Source organism: Paraburkholderia unamae, assembly GCF_003268775.1.
Taxonomy (GTDB): domain Bacteria; phylum Pseudomonadota; class Gammaproteobacteria; order Burkholderiales; family Burkholderiaceae; genus Paraburkholderia; species Paraburkholderia unamae.
In genome coordinates, this window is the sequence record NZ_QLSU01000015.1 from 82335 (window position 1) to 98541 (window position 16207).

12 protein-coding genes are annotated in these 16207 nt (G+C 63.3%); 9 read left to right on the forward strand and 3 right to left on the reverse strand.

What is annotated here, in order from left to right; all coding sequences use genetic code 11:
* The first annotated feature begins 268 nt into the window (after window positions 1-268).
* From C7401_RS24080 to C7401_RS24090, 4 genes are all read left to right on the forward strand, one after another.
* A complete protein-coding gene (locus C7401_RS24080; RefSeq protein ID WP_112173923.1) occupies window positions 269-2695 on the forward strand; it encodes a membrane-bound PQQ-dependent dehydrogenase, glucose/quinate/shikimate family in 2427 nt (808 codons plus the stop codon).
* Between the two features lie 242 nt (window positions 2696-2937).
* On the forward strand, window positions 2938-3960 hold the full coding sequence (locus tag C7401_RS24085) for a porin (protein ID WP_112173924.1): 1023 nt from the start codon (window positions 2938-2940) through the stop codon (window positions 3958-3960).
* A 175-nt stretch (window positions 3961-4135) separates the two neighbouring features.
* Entirely contained in the window at window positions 4136-4303 is a 168-nt protein-coding gene (locus C7401_RS45065) for a hypothetical protein (protein WP_165842042.1), read from the forward strand.
* Window positions 4304-4489: 186 nt separating this feature from the next.
* Window positions 4490-5728, forward strand: a complete 1239-nt coding sequence (locus C7401_RS24090) for an FAD-dependent oxidoreductase (RefSeq protein ID WP_112173925.1) — start codon at window positions 4490-4492, stop codon at window positions 5726-5728.
* Between the two features lie 163 nt (window positions 5729-5891).
* Here C7401_RS24090 and C7401_RS24095 read toward each other — a convergent pair whose 3' ends face one another.
* Together C7401_RS24095 and C7401_RS24100 are read right to left on the reverse strand one after the other, a co-directional pair.
* A complete protein-coding gene (locus tag C7401_RS24095) occupies window positions 5892-7388 on the reverse strand; it encodes a M81 family metallopeptidase (protein WP_112173926.1) in 1497 nt (498 codons plus the stop codon).
* 13 nt (window positions 7389-7401) lie between these two features.
* Window positions 7402-8181 carry a polysaccharide deacetylase family protein gene (locus C7401_RS24100; RefSeq protein WP_258397210.1) on the reverse strand — a complete coding sequence of 260 codons (780 nt, stop codon included), beginning with the start codon at window positions 8179-8181 and terminating at the stop codon, window positions 7402-7404.
* Between the two features lie 393 nt (window positions 8182-8574).
* Here C7401_RS24100 and C7401_RS24105 point away from each other — a divergent pair, with 393 nt between their 5' ends.
* The 4 genes from C7401_RS24105 (at window position 8575) to C7401_RS24120 (ending at window position 13878) form a co-directional block, all read left to right on the forward strand.
* Window positions 8575-9579: an AraC family transcriptional regulator gene (locus C7401_RS24105; protein WP_146757984.1), complete on the forward strand. Its 1005-nt coding sequence runs from the start codon at window positions 8575-8577 to the stop codon at window positions 9577-9579.
* 315 nt (window positions 9580-9894) lie between these two features.
* Entirely contained in the window at window positions 9895-11295 is a 1401-nt protein-coding gene (locus tag C7401_RS24110; RefSeq protein ID WP_112173929.1) for a M20/M25/M40 family metallo-hydrolase, read from the forward strand.
* 55 nt (window positions 11296-11350) lie between these two features.
* Window positions 11351-12706, forward strand: a complete 1356-nt coding sequence (locus tag C7401_RS24115) for an MFS transporter (RefSeq protein WP_165842044.1) — start codon at window positions 11351-11353, stop codon at window positions 12704-12706.
* A gap of 68 nt (window positions 12707-12774) precedes the next feature.
* Window positions 12775-13878: a porin gene (locus tag C7401_RS24120; protein ID WP_112173931.1), complete on the forward strand. Its 1104-nt coding sequence runs from the start codon at window positions 12775-12777 to the stop codon at window positions 13876-13878.
* Between the two features lie 234 nt (window positions 13879-14112).
* Here C7401_RS24120 and C7401_RS24125 read toward each other — a convergent pair whose 3' ends face one another.
* Window positions 14113-15012: an AraC family transcriptional regulator gene (locus tag C7401_RS24125; protein ID WP_112173932.1), complete on the reverse strand. Its 900-nt coding sequence runs from the start codon at window positions 15010-15012 to the stop codon at window positions 14113-14115.
* A 189-nt stretch (window positions 15013-15201) separates the two neighbouring features.
* On the opposite strand from C7401_RS24125, the gene C7401_RS24130 reads away from it, so the two are divergent.
* Window positions 15202-16155: an aldo/keto reductase gene (locus tag C7401_RS24130; RefSeq protein ID WP_112173933.1), complete on the forward strand. Its 954-nt coding sequence runs from the start codon at window positions 15202-15204 to the stop codon at window positions 16153-16155.
* The last annotated feature ends 52 nt before the right edge of the window (window positions 16156-16207 follow it).

The window sequence follows — 16207 nt, forward strand, 5'->3', positions numbered from 1 at the left end:
GTAAAAAACGGGTCGTGACCGTGCCGGATCTGCCGCCGCCCGGAACTGACGCACACCCACGCACACCCACGCAAACCGGTGCAAGTTTGCGGGCAGAGTTTTGGATTTGATCTTAAAATGTACTATCTGGTTAATTTTAGAACTTTACCCGCCTGCACGAACAGGCGGCGCTTCGCCGCAGGCGCAGCGGAAAAAGCGCGCGAGGCGTACGCACTGCGCCCTCCTCCCGCCTTCGAAGCCAACCCGGCGTAACAACGAAAAGACACGCATGTCCAAGCAATCCAACACGGAACCCCTCTCTGTCTTGACCCGGACGGGTCTCACCCTGGCAGGACTGGTCGGCCTGCTTCTGGGGCTTTACTTCACCATCGGCGGCGGCATGCTGATCGCGCGCGGCGGTAGCTGGTACTACCTGCTGGCGGGCCTCGCGCTCTGCACGACCGGCGTGCAACTCGCGCGGCGCCGCTCCAGTGCGTTCGTGATCTACCTCGTGATGTTGATCGCCACGGCGCTGTGGGCCGTGTGGGAAGCCGGCTTCGACTTCTGGCCGCTCAACACGCGCATCTTCATGTTCTCGATGATCGGCATGCTGCTCGCGCCGTTCTGGCCCGTGCTGCGCCGCGGCGAAGGCAAAGCGCCCGCGCGCGGCGCGGCGTGGGCTCTGGCCGCCGTGCTGTTGGTCTGCAACGCCGCGTTTATCTACGGCATGTTCGTGCCGCACGGCAAGTTCGGCACCGAAACGCCCACGGCCGCGGCCGGCAACGCCGGCACCGAAGACTGGACCGCCTACGGCCACTCGGCCGGCGGCGACCGTTTCGCGGGCGCCACGCAGATCAATCGCGACACCGTGAAGAACCTCCAGGTCGCATGGACCTTCCACACCGGCGACACGCCGATGAGCCCGGACGGCGGCGGCTCGGAAGACCAGGAAACGCCGCTGCAAGTCGGCAAGACGCTGTTCCTGTGCTCGCCGCACAACACGGTGATCGCCGTGGACGCCGCAACCGGCACCGAGAAGTGGCGCCACGCGTTTGCGACCCACACCACGGTGTGGGTGCGCTGCCGCGGCCTGGCGTACTTCGACGCGACCAAGCCGCTCGTGCAGCCCACAGCGACGGGTTCGACGCCGGTTTCGCCGATCGCCCCCGCTGGCGACCCTGCTGCCTGCCGCCGCCGTATCTTCATGAACACGATCGATGCGAAGCTCGTTGCACTCGACGCCGACACCGGCAAGCTGTGCGACGATTTCGGCGATCACGGCATCATCGACCTGAAGGCGGGACTGGGCAAGGCGAAAAGCCCGCTGTACCAGCTCACCTCGGCGCCGACCGTCGCGGGCACGACCGTGGTCACGGGCGGGCGGGTTGCCGACAACGTCACGCTCGACATGCCCGGCGGCGTGATCCGCGGCTTCGACGTGATGACCGGCAAGATGAAGTGGGCGTTCGATCCGGGCAATCCGGACGACCATGCGGCGCCGGAGCAAGGCAAGACCTTCACGCGCTCGACGCCGAACGTCTGGGCGCCGATGACCTACGACGCGACGTCGAACACGGTCTACATGCCGGTGGGCAATGCGGCCATCGACCTGTGGGGCGTGAAGCGTACCGCGCTCGACGAGACATACGGCGCATCGATCCTCGCGCTCGACGCCACCACGGGCGCCGAGAAGTGGCATTTCCAGACCGTTCACCACGACCTCTGGGACTATGACGTCCCGATGCAACCGACGCTCATCGACTTACCGACGCAGGACGGCAAGCGGGTGCCGGCCCTGATCGTCGGCACGAAGATGGGCCAGTTGTTCGTGCTCGACCGCCTCACCGGCAAGCCGCTCACGCAGGTCGTCGAGCATCCGGTCAAGCCCGCGACGATTCCGAACGAACCGTATGCGAAGACGCAGCCGCTCTCCGTGGGCATGCCGCAGATCGGCGCCGATGTGCTCAAGGATTCGGACATGTGGGGCGTGACGCCGATCGACCAGTTGATGTGCCGCGTGATTTTCCGGGGCATGCGCTACGACGGCCTCTTCACCGCGCCGGACACCGACCGCTCGCTGAGCTTCCCGGGCTCGCTCGGCGGCATGAACTGGGGCGGGCTTTCGTATGACCCGAACTCGGACATGATCTATGTGAACGACATGCGCCTCGGTCTCTGGGTCCACCTCGAAAAGGCAAAGAACCGTGGCGGCGCGTCGGACGGCAACGAAGCGGTGAATGCGGGCATGGGCGCCGTGCCGCTCGGCGGCACGCCGTACTCGGTGCTCAAGGACCGCTTCTTCTCTCCGCTCGGCATTCCCTGCCAGAAGCCGCCGTTCGGCAGCCTCACGGCCGTCGACCTGAAAACGCGCAGCATCGCATGGCAAGTGCCGCTCGGCACGGTGAAGGACACGCGCCTCTATGGCGTGCAGATGCACATGCCCACGCCGATCGGCATGCCGACCATCGGCGGCTCGCTCACGACGGCCGGCGGTCTCGTGTTCTTCGCGGCAACGCAGGATTACTACCTGCGCGCGTTCGACAGCTCGACGGGCAAGGAAGTGTGGAAGGCGCGTCTGCCGGTGGGTAGCCAGGGCACGCCGATGAGCTACACCATCGACGGCAAGCAGTACATCGTCATTTCGGCGGGCGGCGCGCGCCAGTCGCCGGATCGCGGCGATTACGTGATTGCCTACGCGTTGCCCGGCCACCCGTAAGCGTCGCATTCGCACGTTCCCTCGGGGGAGGCATACGGGTGACCGGTATGCCTCCCCCGCTCTTTTTTCCGGGGCTTCTCGCAGCCTTGCGAATCGCAACGGCGCGATCGCAGGGTTTGCCTGCGCGCTCGTCTCCTCCATTCCGAATGAGTCGTTCCTCCCTCGTATACCGCGCGTTGCAATGCGCTCGCCCATGTCACGACCCCGTATCCGGCCGCAGGACAGATCGACCCGCGAGGACCATGGGTCTTGTCCTGCGCGTGGGCTTTGCCGCGACGGCAATCGCTGCTTACACCGCACCCGCCCATGCACAAAGCGCCGTGACGCTCTACGGCTCACTCGACACGAGCATCGAACTGACGAATCCTGGCGCGGGTTATGTTGCGCGCATGGATTCCGGCGCCTATCGCGGTTCGCGAATGGGCTTGCGCGGCGCCGAGGATATCGGCAACGGCGTCAAGATTCTGTTCGACCTTGAAAATGGCTTCGGCTCAACGGATGGCACCTATGCGGTCGCGAACACGATGTTCAACCGTCAGGCGTGGATCGGCGTGGGCACGGCCTACGGCACGCTCCGCATGGGCCGTCAGTACTCCCCAATATACATTCCATTCAAAGGGCAACTCGACGCCTTCGGCGCCGGCACCATCGCCTCAGGTCTGAACAATCTCTCGAAGATCACGCCCTACGAAAGCAACGCACTCACTTACCTGTCGCCCGAAGTGCACGGCTTTTCCACCAGCATCATGGTCTCGCTGCGCGATGCACAGGACGGCGACGGCAACGGGCTGGCAGGCCACATCGAAACATTCGCGTGGCACAACGGCCCGCTGCGCCTCTCGTACGCGCATCAGCAAACCCACGGTAGCGGCGCGTTGCGCGCGAACCTCGGAGGGATCTCGTACGCGTGGGGACCGGTTACCGGATTCCTTTCCTGGTTCAACGGCGACGGCGGAACGCCGCGCTACCACAACGCCGGCGTGTCCGCGTCAGCCCGCTACGCTGTGAGCGCGCGCCTTCGAGCGTCGCTCGGCTACACCTGGCTGCGCGACCAGTCGGGAGGTGACAACGACGCCGACCAGTTTAGTGCCGCTTGCGAGTACGATCTCTCGAAGCGTGTCCTGCTCTATGCGAGCGCAGGTTGGCTGCGCAATCGTGGTCAAGCCGAATTCACACTCAGAGGCGTGAACGTCACCGGGCTCACACCGTCCTGGCCGGGGGCTTCCGTGAGAGGCGTCCAGTTCGGGATGATCGACCGCTTTTAGCCGGCCTTCTGCTTTGCGGCATAAGGTCACGCCTGCGCGCGGTTTCGAAGCCATTGCACCTGCTGCACAGGCCGCTCAGGCAACAGAGGTCGTCGCGACGCCGCCAGGGGATTGCGCTCCCGTTGTTTGCACCTGTACCCTGACCTTGTCCAGGCCAACGAAAAGGAGAAGGACCATGATCAAGTCCAAGCTACGCCGAGTGCTCACCAGGGAACGGCGAACGACGATGGACAGCAGACGCCTCGATCGCGAAGCGTCCGCACAGCGTCAACAGGGGCAGCCGGAGGAGAGCGAGCCGCGCTCGGAAGTCCCGCGCTTCGGTGAGCGAGCGTCGCGCCACTGAGCGCCGACCGTCCCCGTTCACGCCCCCCACACAGCGTGACGCCAGACCGAACATTCCCATACCCGCCGACTCATGCGCGGCGCATAATTCCCGGAAACGAACGCGCTGCCACGCCAGCGCGCTCCATCCAACGTCAGTTTGCTGACGTTGGCGCTCGCCTCGCGGCGAGGGCTTGGAGGTTTCCCCATGACACCGTGCAGCTACGACGTCCTGATCGTGGGCGGCGGCCTTGGCGGCGCCGCGCTCGGCCGTGCACTGGCAAGTGCCGGAGTGCGCACGCTCATTGTCGAGCGCGAAACGACGTTCAGGGACCGCGTGCGTGGCGAAGGCATCTTTCCGTGGGGCGTGGTCGAGGCCCGTACGCTCGGGATCGAGCGTCTGCTGCTCGATGACGGCGCGCACGCGGTGCCCTTCTGGAAGCGCTACGCCGGAGCGGACCCAGGCGATTGCCGGGATTTTGCCGCCACCACGCCCGCGCGTACCGTGTGTCTGGACTTTTATCATCCGGCGATGCAGCGCACCCTGCTGGACGCGGCGCAAGCGTCGGGGGCGATTGTCCTGCGCGGCGCCGAGGTCGTGAGCATCGAGCCCGGGGAGATGCCGGGCAAGGCACCCGTTGCCGAGATCCAGACGGCCGCGGGGAAGCAGCGGGTGAAGGTGCGGCTCGTGGTCGGCGCTGACGGGCGCAGGTCGATGGTGCGCCGAACCGCGGGCTTTTCCTTGAATCAGGATGCCGGACGACTCATGGTGGCCGGGGTCCTGTACGAGGGACTGGATGCGCCTGAAGACGCAATTCACCACTTCCAGCGCCCGGCATTGGGCCAGACTGCACTGATCTATCCGATCGGCGGCCAGCGGTTTCGCACGTATTTTGTCTCATGGATAGGACAGCGCACGCATCCCATCAGTGGCAATGCGCACATCGGCGAACTCGTGGACGCGTGTGTCGAGACTGGCGTGCCGCGCGACTGGTTCGAGCATGCGCGTGCGATTGGACCGCTGGCGGCCTATCCGGGTGCCGATAGCTGGGTCGATCATCCCTGCGACGCGGGCGTGGTCCTGATCGGGGATGCGGCGGGGGCAAGCGACCCGTCGTGGGGAAGCGGGCTGGCATTGACGCTGCGCGACGTCAGGGTGCTGCGTGACCGTTTGCTTGCGAACGACGACTGGGAGGCCGCGGCACACGCGTATGCGTTCGAGCATGACCGGTATTACGGTGCGCTGCATCGTGTGCACGATTGGCTCACCCAGTTGCTCTATGAACGAGGCAAGATCGCTGACGAGCGCCGCGCCAGAATCCTGCCGTGTTTCGCGATGGAGCCCGATCGCGTGCCGGATCTGCGGGGGCTCGGGCCGGAGGCGCCGTCGGATGAAGCGGCGCGCAGGCGGTTTTTTGTCGAGGATGGTTTTTTGCCTGCCGGTTGACGGTGGCGCGCGCGGGAGTGGCTATCACGCGCAACTTGCAGCGCACGCGTGCCATCCTTGACTCCGCTTTACCCCGCTCGAAGATCGCCGCCGCCGAGGCATAACTCGCGATATGGCCGCCGGGTTCTCCGCCAGCCTTGTTCGCTTATTACCCGTGTGTGCCTCAAGGTCGGCGACGGATCGTCTCCGGCAGCTTTTGCCACGGCAGATCGCCGGGATCCACCGCCATCGCGCCGCGCGCCTTGGCGGTCAAAATATCCGTGCGCTCGTTTTCGACAAGCGGCGCGAAGTCGGCGCGAAAGTGGTTGCTGCTCTTGACCACCATGATCTTCATCTGCTCCGGATGCACGCCGACAAAACGGAAAAGCTCCCGGTCCTGCGCGCCGATTTTCGCGCTCGCGACGACGACCAGCACGCCGTCGATTTCGATGCAAGCGGAAGGCCCCAGCTCGGCGAGGAACCCGGTCATCTTGGGCCCCTTGTAGGTCACCCGGCCGTCGCTCACGGCCTTGACCGTGAACTCGCCTTCCACTGGCGGATCGCTGGGCCCATCCCACAGCATCGACGGCTGGCCCAGGCGCCCGCGAAAACGCGCGCCGACGCCAGCCGCGATGGCTTGAGCCGCGAACGCCGGATCGTTCATGACAGCCACCGCGACGCGCTGCGGGAACACCGCCCCCGCGCGCGCTTCGAGCAGCGCGTGCAGCATGCCCGTTGTGGAACCCGTGCCGCCAATGCCGGGGTTGTCCTGCGTGTCGGCGATCACCACCGGCTTGTCGGTTGCCTCGCTGCGCTGGATGGCTTCCTTCACGGCGTCTTGCGCCGAATACACGTTTAGCCGCCATTGCGTGGGCTCGCTCGCCATCGCCTCCAGTTGCGCAACGGCCTCTTGCGCCCTTTCGCCGATACTCCAGATCATCGGCGCGCATTCCGCGAAATCCGAGGACGGAAAGCCCATGCAAAAGTTCGACAAGGTGCCGAGCTCGACGTCGATTTGCGCCAGCCGGTCGTAAATCGCTTTCGGCTTGCCGAAGGTCGTATTCTGCGAGTTCACCGGAATCAGAAACGGCAACCTCGCGTAGTGAATCGTTTCGCGACGGCCATGCAGGAGCCGGCGGCGCAACGCCTCGGCCGCCAGTGCGCCGGTTTCCACATAGTCGATATGCGGGTAAGTGCGAAACGAAAGCAGCGCGTCGGCGCATGCGAGCATTTGATGCGTGACGTTCGCGTGCAGATCGAGGCTCGCGACGATCGGGATGTCGTCTCCAGCGAGCGCGCGCACACGGGCCAGCAGTTCGCCTTCCGCATCGTCGACACCCTCTGCCATCGCGGCGCCGTGCAGGTCCAGGTAGATTGCTTCGAACTGCTTGCTTTTCACATCTGCGCAGATTTCCGCGCAGATCTTTTCAAACGCCTCGGCGGTGACGTATGACGACGGCACCGCGCCGCACCAGAGGCTCGGCACGGCTTCCCACCCCTGTTCGCGTGCGAAGCGTAAAAAGCCCATGCCCGGCACCGGTACCTTGTCGAGCATGGCGAGCATCGGCTCGCCGCGCACGGCCGGCGGAAAAATCTCACCGGCCTCGAAGGCGGACCAGGGGGCGAGATCCGGCGCGAACGTATTGGTTTCGTGCTTGAAACCTGCAATCAACACTTTCATGAAATGACTCCGGTTACGCGTGTGCGTGCTGCAAGGCATAGTTGACGACTTCGTCGTGCCGCGCGAACCACACGCCGCCGGGCAGACTCTTCGCATACTTGATCAGTTCGTCGAGTATCCAGATGCGCGACCGGTTCGTGATGACGTGCGGATGCATCGTCAGTTCGAACAGGCCGCCTTCTTCGTATGCCGCGTCCAGTTCGCGCTTGAAGATGTCGAATACACCGGTCGGTGGCGTATAAGGTCGCAGCCCCTGGAAGCGATGCATCAGGAAATACACGGCGTCGTCGCGAACCCAGTCGAACGGAATTTCCGCCACGCCCGAGGGCACACCGTTCAAATCGAGTTCATAGCAGTCGTCGTCGGCGCCTAGCGAGGAGTCGTAGACAAAACCGAGGTCGCGCAAAAGCTGAAGCGTATTCTCCGAAAAGTCGCCCGAAGGCGAACGAAATCCCGTCGGGCGTTGGCCGGTCACCGCCTCCAGCGTGTCGAGCGAGCGCGAAAGAAGATCGCGCTCGTCTTCGAGCGCCAGCTTCGAATTGAGTTCATGAATCCAGCCATGCACGCCGATTTCGTGTCCGGCATCCACGATGCGCCGCTGCTCGTCCGGATACAGCAGCGCAGTGACCGCAGGCACGTAGAAACTCGCACGCACGTCGTGCTTTTCCAGCAGCGCAAGCAAACGAGGCACGCCCACGCGATGACCATATTGCCCCCACGCAAGACGATTGATGGACACCCCGCCGTCGCGCAACTCGTTCGTTTCGTGGTCCGAATCAAACGACAGCGCCACGGCGAGTTTCGCGCCGCCCTGCCACGTTTTCGGGCGGAGTCTGCGCCCCGCGCGAACGCGGTTAACGCGTCTGCGCCATTCGGATTCGGGCCATTGCCAGGGTTGTATCGTGCTCTCTTCGGTCATCGGGGACTCTCATCGTGCGCTTGTGCGCAACTCAAGGTTAAGGAAACGCCGCGCGCGCAATGGCTGCGGGTAAACACTGAATCGAAGCGGGTTGGCGCGTGGCATGCATGCAAATGCCGGCCGGCCAAGGGAGTCAGGCCTGCCATCGGCGCGTCACGTCGACGACTGTAAAAGAGCCGTTTATTTTCCAGTTGACAATTTGGGACACCGGCTTTTCTAATAAAGACACGATCTGCAAAGCAGTTCGCGGAGCATGGAGGCGGCATAGTGAAAAGAGTCGTGAGAAGCGGGACGTTGTTTGGCTATCTGAAGGCGGCATGCGAAGTCGGCATCGACGGCGAAGCCATGCTCAGCCGCGTGGGCTTGAGCAAAGATTTCGCCGACCACCCGGACAGCCTCATTCCGCTGGACGCTTTTGTCCGGCTGCTCGATCTCTCCGCCACCGAGTCGGGCCGCAACGATTTCGGTTCACGCGTAGCGGTTGCGCGCGGCGTTCCCGACTACGGGCTCGTCAGCCTGCTGCTGCGTGAAGAAGAGACACTAGGCGACGCGCTGCGCACGCATGCCGCGCATTTGCACCATCATTGCGACGGCATGTACGTCGGCCTGGATACACGCTTCGGCAATCCATTTCTCTCGTTTCGGATTTTTTCCGATTACCCGACGACGCAGGTGATGGAATTCGCCGCTTGCGGACTGGTCCAGCTCATTCGCTGGCTTGTCGGTTCCGACTGGAACCCCGCAGCGGTTTGCCATGAACATTCGCGTCAAACTCACGCCATCACGCAAAGCGCCTTCTTTCGCTGCGAAACGCGCTACGACCAGGTCATCAGCGGCATCCTGCTGGGGCGCGATGCGTTGAGCCTGAAAGTCACGGCGTCTCCGGCCGTGCTCCGGCGACAGGCCAAAACGCTGATCGAGCAAACGCTCATGAGCGCGCCCGATCATTTCGAGGTGCGCGTCGCCCAGATCATGAGCCAGCAGTTGCACGATTCGAATTGCAACGCCGACACGCTGGCCGAAATTCTGGGCATGAACCGCCGCACGCTGCACCGGCGGCTCGCGAGCCAGGGGCTGTCCTATTCGGCGCTGTTGCAGCAGGTGCGAAGCGATGCCGCCAAGCGAATGATCGAGCTGAATTCGATACCTCTGGCCGAGGTCGCGGAAGCGGTCGGGTTCGGCAGTTTGAGCTCGTTTTCCAGATGGTTCCAGAGCAGTTTCGGTTGCAGCGCTTCGGAGTGGAAGCGCAAGCATCGCCTCGCGGTTCAATAGCGTATTGCCGCGCGCGACAGGTCCCTCTTCCTTCGCGTTGAGCTGAAATTCCGTGAGGCGCTGTCTGTTTTGCACAGCGCCCACGTCGACGTCTTCCCCTTCCGCCCGTTCGACTTCATCAGGGTTTTTCCCCGGAGCGCATGTCCCATTCTGGAAAATGCGTGTCCCGTGATGTCAATTACAAAGAAATTGACGCACTTACATTGATATCCACTTCGAGCACTTCGGGACAGCGGCGATCCATCTCCGATGATTTCGCCCTTTTTCCCGCATTGCCGCGCGTGGAACTCAAAGACAGTGGAATCAAGGGAAAACATGGAAGTCTTGCATGCAGAAGGAAACGACCCGCTGGATGCGGTGTTGCGGTATATCGACGAGCAGAAGCAGCCGTTCATCACGCGCCTGATGGACTACGCATCGCATCCGAGCATCAGTGCTCAGGGTGTCGGTATCGACGAAGTGGCCGCGCTGCTGCGCGATGCGTTCCTCGCGATCGGTTTGGAGGCTGAAATTCTGCCCACCGACGGCAATCCCGTCGTGCTCGCGAAATGGAATGGAATACCGGGCGGCCCCACCGTGCTGCTGTACGGCCATTACGACGTGCAGCCGCCCGACCCGCTCGACGCCTGGGTCACACCGCCGTTCGCGCCGACCATTCGCGACGAGCGCATTTTCGCGCGAGGCATCGGCGACAACAAAGGGCAGCATTTCGCCCAGATCCTCGCGTTAGAGTCGCATTTGAAGGTTCACGGCACACTGCCTTGCAACGTCATTTTCATGCTCGACGGCGAAGAGGAAGTGGGTAGCCCCAATTTGCTGCCGTTTGCGCTCAAGCATCGCGAGCGCCTGAAAGCCGATCTCGTCATCACCGCCGATGGATCGCTGCATCCTTCGGGCACGCCTGTCGTGCAGTTCGGCGTACGCGGCCTGCTGACTTTCGAGCTTCACGCGCGCGGGGCGAAACACGACGTCCATTCCGGGAATTTCGGCGGCATCGTCGTAAATCCGGTGTGGACCCTCGTGCATCTGCTGTCGACCATGAAGAGCCCGGCCGGCGAGATCACCATAGACGGCCTCCTCGACCACGTCGATCCGCCGACCGCGCAAGAACTTGCGGCCATCGAGCGATTGCCGATCGACATCGAGGGCGTGCTCGCCGGACTAGGCTTGACGCGACTCGACCAACCGCTGGCGCGCGGATACTTCGAGCGCCTGATGTTCCACCCCACCCTGACGATCAACGGCTTTCATGGCGGATACGGCGGTCGCGGCATGAAGACGATCATTCCCGGCTCGGCCTTCGTGAAATGCGACATGCGCCTGGTGGAATCGCAGACACCCGACGAAGTCTTCGATCTGATCGTCGCGCACGTGGCGCGTCACGCGCCCGAAGTCGAAGTGGTTCGCTTGAACAGCATGACGCCCTCCAAAACGCCGATTACGTCGGCCTACACGAAGAACATCGTCAACGCGATCGAAAGGGCGCAAGGCACGACGCCCTTTCTGTATCCGCTGGTTGGCGGCAGTTTGCCGGACTATGTATTCACGAAAGCGCTACGGCTGCCCGCGTTTCTCATCCCCTATGCGAATGCGGACCAGGCGAATCACGCACCGAATGAAAACATGCGCATCGACTGCTTCATCAACGGAATCAGGACAGGCGCCGCGCTGCTTTCGTACCTGTTCGAGGGCGAAGCGAAAACCTTATCCGCCTGAGCGCCGGCGACGACCCCGATTTCCCGCACCGAACCCCATCTTTCGAAGGCAAAACATGAGTGATTATGAGCATGGCCCGCGCTCCGGCGTACCGGCGTGGCGCACCATCGTGGCCACGGGATTGCTGGCCTTATCGTTCGCTTTCTCGTACATGGACCGGCAAATCCTGCCTTTATTGTTCGAGTCGGTCCGCCACGCCTTCTCGATGAGCGATACGCAGATCGGCATGCTTCAGGGCCTCGCCTTCAGCTCGTTTTACGCCTTCGCGGGCATTCCGCTCGGCTGGCTGGTGGATCGCTACCACCGCGTGAGGATCGCCGCGGCCTGCGTCGCCGTCTGGGGCATGGCGACGGCCGCGTGCGGGCTGAGCGGCAGCTTCGGACAGTTTTTCGTCGCGCGCACGGGCACGGCGATGGGCGAAGCGGGCTGCTCGCCCGCAGCGTACTCGATACTCTCCGACATGCTATCGGGCCGCGCGCTGTTGAGAGCCACCTCGGTCTATAACACCGGGCCTTACGTCGGCGGCGGCATGGCGCTCATCCTCGGCAGCGTCGCGCTACGGCACTTCACCGATACCGGCGGCATCGCCTTGCCGATGGCCGGGCATTTCGCACCGTGGCAAGCGGTATTTATCGTGCTGGGCCTGCCCGGCCTGATCTTGTCCGCCCTGCTCTTGCTGATACGCGAACCTAAGCGCCGCGAGGTCGGCGGCCACGAAAACGACATCTCCACGCGTGCCACGTTGAAGATGCTCTCCGGCTCTTCGCAACTGGTGTTCTATTACGCGGGATGGGTGTTCATTTCGTCGGGCCTGTTCGTGCTGTTGACGTGGTTCCCGAGCGTGATGATCCGCGAAGGTTTCGGCACGGCGTCGACCATCGGCCGGCCGCTCGGCGTGATGTTCCTCGTGGTCGGCTTGAGTGGATGCTTCCTTTCGCAACTGCTGCTGCGCAACCTGAACAACCGGGATCTGCTCAGCCCGCTGCTGCGCCGCCTTTCGATCGTCCTGGCAATGCAGATTCCATTGATCGCCGCCTTCATGCACGTCGATACGCCGACCGCAGCGTACTGGTTTTACGCCTGCGAGGTCGCGGTGTTCTCCGTCGCCACGACGTTCATGGTGACGCCCATCCAGCTCGTGGTGCCCAACCGCATGCGTGGGCGCGCCACCGGCGTGTTCCTGATGTCCAACTACATGATCGGCGCCAGCCTCGGGCCGGCGGCGGTTGGCGCGCTCAGCGACAGGATGGCGGGCGATCCGCATGGCCTGCTTACCGCGTTCGTGACCGTGCTTGGCGTGTCCTGCGTCGGCGCGGTGATCCTGATGTACCTGTCTTCCACCCGGCGTCTCGGTGCGAAAGAGCCCTGCCCGGCCCACGCGGACGCGGACGCCGTGGCGAAGCAGTCCTGAGTGCCCGGCCCCGTCAACGCGAAAAACGCAATCTACAAGAACAAGTCAATCGTGCTCATTCATAGACCATGAAAAAAATTTCCACCATTTCGATAGCACTACTATTCATATCGATGATGCCCACCCTCGCGTCGGCACAGAGCAGCGTCACGCTCTACGGCATCGTCGACGCCGGCATCGAATACGTCACGAACGCCCAGAAAACGCACCACTCCGTCGTGCAGTCAGGCTCGGGCGAGGTCTATGGCAGTCTGATCGGATTGAGCGGGTCCGAAGACCTGGGCGGTGGCGTGAAGGCCATTTTCAAGCTGGAAGCGGGTCTCAATCCGAATACGGGCGCGTCCTTGCAAGGCGGCCGGCTGTTCGGGCGATCGGCGTGGGTGGGTTTGGCGAACGACAACAACAAGATCATCTTCGGCCGGGTCTATACGCCGCTCTACGACGTCCTGCTTTATCTCGACCCGCTATTGGGATCGAACGTGAGCTTGCTTACGCAGGACGGCGGCTTCACTTCGCGCGTCGACAACGGCGTTCGCTATACGCGTACCGACGGCCCGTTTCACGAAAACGTGGTGTACAGCTTCGGGCACGATGCGGTCGACGCACCGCTCGGAACGACGGCAGGCGCAGCGGGAAATTCGAAGGAGATTTCGGCGTCCATCGACTACACGACCAGGACCGCGATGGTCGCGCTCGTCTACGACGACATTCACGGCCCGCTCGTCGCCAATCAGTACGAGCTAGGGCTCTTCGTACCCGCCCTCTCGATCACCGCCCCGACGACGGGTGAACGCGCGCAGCGGATTGCGGCCGCCGGGCGATATACGTTCAAGGACACGTCGCTGTTTGTGGGCTACCGTCATTTGCGCACGATCGTGGGTGGTCAGGTGCAGAACTCGAATCTCTATTGGACCGGCGCCACCGAACGCCTAAGCGCCGCGTGGTTCGTCGCGCTCGGCGTGTACCACCAGCAGGTCACCGGCATCGACGCGAGACCAACTTCGGTGGCCTTTCAAACCCAATACCTGCTTAGCAAAGGAACGGCGTTGTACGGGAACATCGGCAAGGTCTGGAACACGGCCGCGAGCAACATGGGAATCGATACCCAAACGCAGACACTGCTCGGCGCGGGGCAACTTGGCGCCAGCATCGGGATTTACCACATGTTTTGACGCTCAAGCATGTCGGGCGTCCAGGGGGGGCCTCAGGATACGCCAGGCCAAAGCGGTCATACTGCACGCCATTTTTTGTCGAGGGCATTCGGCCGGCCGCCAGGGCTTACGGCCGAACAGCTCGCCCCTGGTCAGCGCCTCGCAGGCGAAGGTAGCTCCGTGCAGGACGTTGCGAACATCGTATTGATTACTTTTGTTGCTATCACAACGCTCGACGGGCCGAATCGCCCAGACTCAAGCGACCCCTGCCACGCCCGCCGACGCGCGCAATCGGGCGATGTCACGCGCCGGCGGTTCTCCAAAGTGGCGGCGATATTCGCGACTGAACTGCGACGGGCTCTCGTAGCCCACGCGCAGCGCAGCAGTCGTGACGTCGATGGCCTGGACCAGCATCAGGCTGCGCGCGTCCTGTAGCCTGAGCTGCTTCTGGAATTGCAGCGGCGTCATCGCCGTCACGGCGCGAAAATGCTCGTGCAGGCTCGACGGACTCATGCCGACTTCCGAGGCAAGCTGCTCGATGCTGAATCGTTCCCGAAAATTCTTCCCGATCCATGCGATGGCGCGGCCGACCAGCGCCACCCGCCCCTGGCTGAAGGTGATGTGGCGCATCCTGGCGCCGTCCGGGCCGGCGAGCAGGCGATAGAGAATTTCCTGCTCCGCAAGTGGCCCGAGCACGGGCAGCGCTGCCGGATCGTCGAGCAGGCGCAGCAGGCGTAGCACCGCGTCGAGCAGAGCGGCGCCCGCGTCGGACACGGTCTTGCCGATAGGCGGGGACGGCGTTCCCGGCGGCGGCGGCACGCGCAACGCCAACTCTCCCAGCATGACCGGATCGAAATCGAAGTACAGGCAGAGATAGGGTTTGTCAGGCGTCGCCTCGACCACATGGCCCATCGCCGGCAGGTCGTAGGTGACGACTCCATAGCGCCCCGGTGCATATCTGAACACGCGCTCGCCCAGCGTAACCTCCTTGTGCCCTTGCGCGACGAGGCACAGTTGCGGCCTGTAAACACTCGGCATCGGCATCGTTACCGTGGAGGATTGAACAAGCGTCACGCGTTCGATGGGGGTGGCGTGAAAGCCATCGCCCGTGACGTGTCGGCCAATCAGGGCCGCGAGTTCGGTCAGTGTTTTCATAGATTGCACCATTGCACGCGCGCGGCAGGACCGCAAGCGCGGCAGGACAGCCATGCAAACCGAGGCTTCTGGAGGATTGGGCAGTGATTTCGGTGCATCAGGCTAACGGTTCGGCGTCGCCGCACATCACAGTGCTAGCGGTGCCACGGGTCGCAGCGAACCTGGCCGCGCAACAATTATGGAGCAAACATGACCATCGATAATCTGAAGACTCCCACAGTCGCACTAGGCACCTGGGCCTGGGGCGACAGCGGCGAGACTGGCAACGGCTACTTTGGCAGCCACCTGACGCAGGCTGGCCTGGAAGCGATCGCCGACAAGGCACATGCGGCCGGGTTCACCTTGTGGGACACCGCCCGGGTGTACGGCATGGGCCGCTCCGAAACCGTACTCGGCGAGGTGCTCAAGCGCTACGCCCGCAGCGACTACCAGCTCTCGACGAAGTTCACCCCGCAGATCGCGGGAACCAGCGATGATCCGGTGGCGGACATGCTGGAGCAGAGTCTGGCCAACCTCGGCACCGACTATATCGATCTCTACTGGATTCACAATCCAGCCGATGTGCCGCGGTGGACCCCGCACCTGATTCCGTTGCTGAAGAGCGGGAAGATCAAACATGTCGGCGTCTCGAATCACAACCTGAGCGAAATCCAGCTCGCCGACCAGATCCTTGGCGAAGCCGGGTTCCGGGTCGAAGCCGTCCAGAACCACTATAGCCTCCTCTACCGCAGCTCCGAGCAAGCCGGGATCCTGGACTACTGCCGCAACCAGGGCATCCCGTTCTTCGCCTACATGGTGCTCGAACAGGGCGCCTTGACCGGCAAGTACCGTCCGGAGAACCCGCTGCCGGAAGGCAGCAACCGGGCGGAAAGCTACAACAGTATCCTGCCTCGACTGAAGGCGCTGACGGACAAGCTCGCCTCGATCGGCCAGCGCCAGGGCGCCGCAGCTCCCGATGTCGCGGCAGCGTGGGCCATCGCCAAGGGCACGACACCGATCATCGGCGTCACCAGGCCCCGCTATGTCGAGAGCCTGGTGCGAGCCGGCAGCATCACGCTCACCAGCGGCGACATCGCAGAGCTGGAAGCGCTCGCCGACGCTGCTAACGTGAACACCCGCGGCTGGTGGGAACACGCAATGTGAAAGCGCACCGATCGATGAATTCGTAACGTTCGTGGATGCGTAAAAGAAAAGG

What these genes read in the sequence shown, in the direction of transcription:
- C7401_RS24095 (WP_112173926.1), bottom strand. Translation starts at nt 7,388, where the DNA reads ATGAAAGTGTTGATTGCAGGTTTCAAGCACGAAACCAATACGTTCGCG.
- C7401_RS24120 (WP_112173931.1), top strand. Translation starts at nt 12,775, where the DNA reads ATGAAAAAAATTTCCACCATTTCGATAGCACTACTATTCATATCGATG.
- C7401_RS24110 (WP_112173929.1), top strand. Translation starts at nt 9,895, where the DNA reads ATGGAAGTCTTGCATGCAGAAGGAAACGACCCGCTGGATGCGGTGTTG.
- C7401_RS24125 (WP_112173932.1), bottom strand. Translation starts at nt 15,012, where the DNA reads ATGAAAACACTGACCGAACTCGCGGCCCTGATTGGCCGACACGTCACG.
- C7401_RS24130 (WP_112173933.1), top strand. Translation starts at nt 15,202, where the DNA reads ATGACCATCGATAATCTGAAGACTCCCACAGTCGCACTAGGCACCTGG.
- C7401_RS24090 (WP_112173925.1), top strand. Translation starts at nt 4,490, where the DNA reads ATGACACCGTGCAGCTACGACGTCCTGATCGTGGGCGGCGGCCTTGGC.
- C7401_RS24085 (WP_112173924.1), top strand. Translation starts at nt 2,938, where the DNA reads ATGGGTCTTGTCCTGCGCGTGGGCTTTGCCGCGACGGCAATCGCTGCT.
- C7401_RS45065 (WP_165842042.1), top strand. Translation starts at nt 4,136, where the DNA reads ATGATCAAGTCCAAGCTACGCCGAGTGCTCACCAGGGAACGGCGAACG.
- C7401_RS24115 (WP_165842044.1), top strand. Translation starts at nt 11,351, where the DNA reads ATGAGTGATTATGAGCATGGCCCGCGCTCCGGCGTACCGGCGTGGCGC.
- C7401_RS24080 (WP_112173923.1), top strand. Translation starts at nt 269, where the DNA reads ATGTCCAAGCAATCCAACACGGAACCCCTCTCTGTCTTGACCCGGACG.